This window comes from Trueperaceae bacterium, assembly GCA_036381035.1.
Taxonomy (GTDB): domain Bacteria; phylum Deinococcota; class Deinococci; order Deinococcales; family Trueperaceae; genus DASRWD01.
The window spans coordinates 1-2,102 of record DASVDQ010000058.1 but is presented as its reverse complement, the minus strand read 5'-3'; the positions used below and the strand labels follow the sequence as shown (position 1 = coordinate 2,102).

Sequence of the window (2,102 nt, the reverse complement as noted above, 5' to 3'; positions counted from 1 at the left end):
GCGCATGTCGCGGCGGGTGTCCCGGTCGAGCGGGTTGGTGACGTGGCCGTACAGGTGCCCGTCGCGGGTGATGCGCCACTCCGCGTCGGGGACCCCGGCGCGGAGCATGTACGCCAGCGCCATCGCCGCCGTCACCTGCCGTTCCGTGCTGGTGTGCGTAGTCGGTATGGTGGTCATGGCCGATGCCTCCCTAGTCGTGTCGGCCGCTGCCGCCGCTCCGCTTGCCCCGGGGCGGCGGCCCTACGTGTGGGGGGATGGCCCGCGCGGCAGGCACCACCGCGCGGGCCGACGTTCTCAGGCCGGGTCGTCGCCGCGACGACGGGCCCGCAGGTTCGTGACCTGGGCGCCCTGCGGCTGCAAGGCGCGCACGTCCTCGATCAGCTGCTGTTCGGCGAGGGCTTCGACGCCCATGTACGCGACCCAGGCGAGCTGGGCGCGGGCGTTGCACGCGTGGGCGAGCACCTCGGCGCGGCGGAGCAGGTCGTCCCGCTCGGCGTCCGTCTCGGCGTCGTCGACGCACCCGATCAGGTGGTCGACCGCGTCGGCCAGCTTGACGGCCCGCCGGTAGTGGGCGATGTAGTCCATCAGGCACCACCCTCGCGTGCGGCTTCCTCGGCGGCCTGCGCGGCCGCTTCGGCGTCCGGGTCGATCACCTCGGCGTCGGTGATGTCGTCGATCTGTCGCGGCCGGTGGGCACGGGAAACCGGTTGCTGCGCGTGATCCTGGTGGCCCTGCCGGAGGTTGTCGGCCTCGACGACGGCGCGCAGCTGCTCGCGGCGGTATTCGGCGCTCGTGGGGACCCACTTGGTGAGCTGGTGAATCGCGGTCTTCAGCCACATTCGGTCGGGCCACCGCTCCCACGGCGAGTCGGAATGCCCGGCCGACTTCGAGCTGGCCTTGACCTTCTCGACCTCGGCGCGGGACATCACCACGACACGGGAGGTGGAGCCGTCCTTCATGACGGCGTAGGCGTAGACGCCGATCATCTCGCCACGGTCGCCGAACCAGTCCGGCTCGTGGTGCGGCCGGTCCATGTCCGGCGTGAACTGGAACCGGTCGCCCGAGTAGACGATCTCGGCCTTTACCGACGAGACGGCGCCGGCACGGTAGATCAGCTCGATCTCGCCGGTGTAGTCGACGATCCCGGTGAACTCGACGACGCCCTTGCGCTTGTTCTCGAACGGCAGGATGTGGAACGTGTCCCCGGGGACGAGGCCGAGGCGGGCGCACTCGGTGAGGCACATCATGTACCCGGACGGGTTGCGGGTCGCCGCCGCCAGCACCTTCGGGTCCTTGCGCAGATGTGCCTTGGCCAGCGACACGAACGAGTTGGGGTCGACGTGGGAGGGCAGCAGCCCGCCCAGCCACGTCGTGGACTGGGTGACGATCGCCATCGGCCCGTTGTTCTTCTGCTCGACGGCCTGTGAAACGGTCTCGGTCACTGGTGCTCCTTCTTCGCCCTGGCGGGCGTGATCTTGTCGACGGTGGACACGGTGCGGCACGCCTCGTAGGCGTCCGGGTAGTCGGCGCGCAGCCGGCGGGTGTCGATGCCGGTCCGCTCGTACACGGACCGGGACGCGACCGGGTCGCCGTCGGGGGTGAGGGCGCGCCGGGCGTCGCCCATGGCGGCGCGCAGCCGGTTGGCTGCCAGGTCGTAACGCTCGCGCGCTTGGTCGAGCGCGGCCCGGGCGGCCCGGTATTCGGCGGCGAGGTCGGCCGAGACCTCTGTCTCGGTGTCGTCGTCGCCGAGCGGGTACAGCTCCCGCAGGGCGGCCGTGGTGGCCGGGGTGTGGTCGATCGGCGGCGCGTCCCCACGTTCCACCCGGTCGAGGAACTCGCGCGCGGCTTCGCGCATCAGCTCGACGTCGTCCGGGTCGTAGGCGATGACGTAGTCGCGGCGCTGCCGGGTCGACAGGAACAGGCACGTCACGTGCGCCTCGGACAGGCCGAGCACGTCCATTTGCCAGAGCACCTGCGCCCGGTAGTAGGCCGGGATCTCATCGGTGCCGTCCGGGCCCCACCCGTCGTACGTGCCGCTCGACTTGATTTCGAGCACGGAGTGAGGCGGCCCCATCGTGGTCTCGTTGAGGCGGTACAGGTCG

General features: G+C 71.0%; 3 protein-coding genes. All 3 read right to left on the bottom strand.

Annotated features, from left to right (window positions below; translation table 11 throughout):
* Positions 1 to 294 precede the first annotated feature (294 nt).
* On the bottom strand, positions 295 to 585 hold the full coding sequence (locus tag VF202_07455; GenBank protein ID HEX7039928.1) for a hypothetical protein: 291 nt from the start codon (positions 583 to 585) through the stop codon (positions 295 to 297).
* Positions 585 to 1,442 (bottom strand): recombinase RecT, encoded by an 858-nt coding sequence (locus VF202_07450; protein ID HEX7039927.1) that lies wholly within the window; start codon positions 1,440 to 1,442, stop codon positions 585 to 587. The genes VF202_07455 and VF202_07450 overlap by 1 nt, the downstream gene beginning before the upstream one ends.
* Positions 1,439 to 2,102, bottom strand: a 664-nt coding sequence (locus VF202_07445; GenBank protein ID HEX7039926.1) for a hypothetical protein, incomplete at its 5' end; no start/stop codon positions are given. The genes VF202_07450 and VF202_07445, both read right to left, overlap by 4 nt.

Bases quoted from the DNA above. Each gene is read 5' to 3' on its own strand.
- VF202_07455 (HEX7039928.1), bottom strand. From the start codon at position 585: ATGGACTACATCGCCCACTACCGGCGGGCCGTCAAGCTGGCCGACGCG.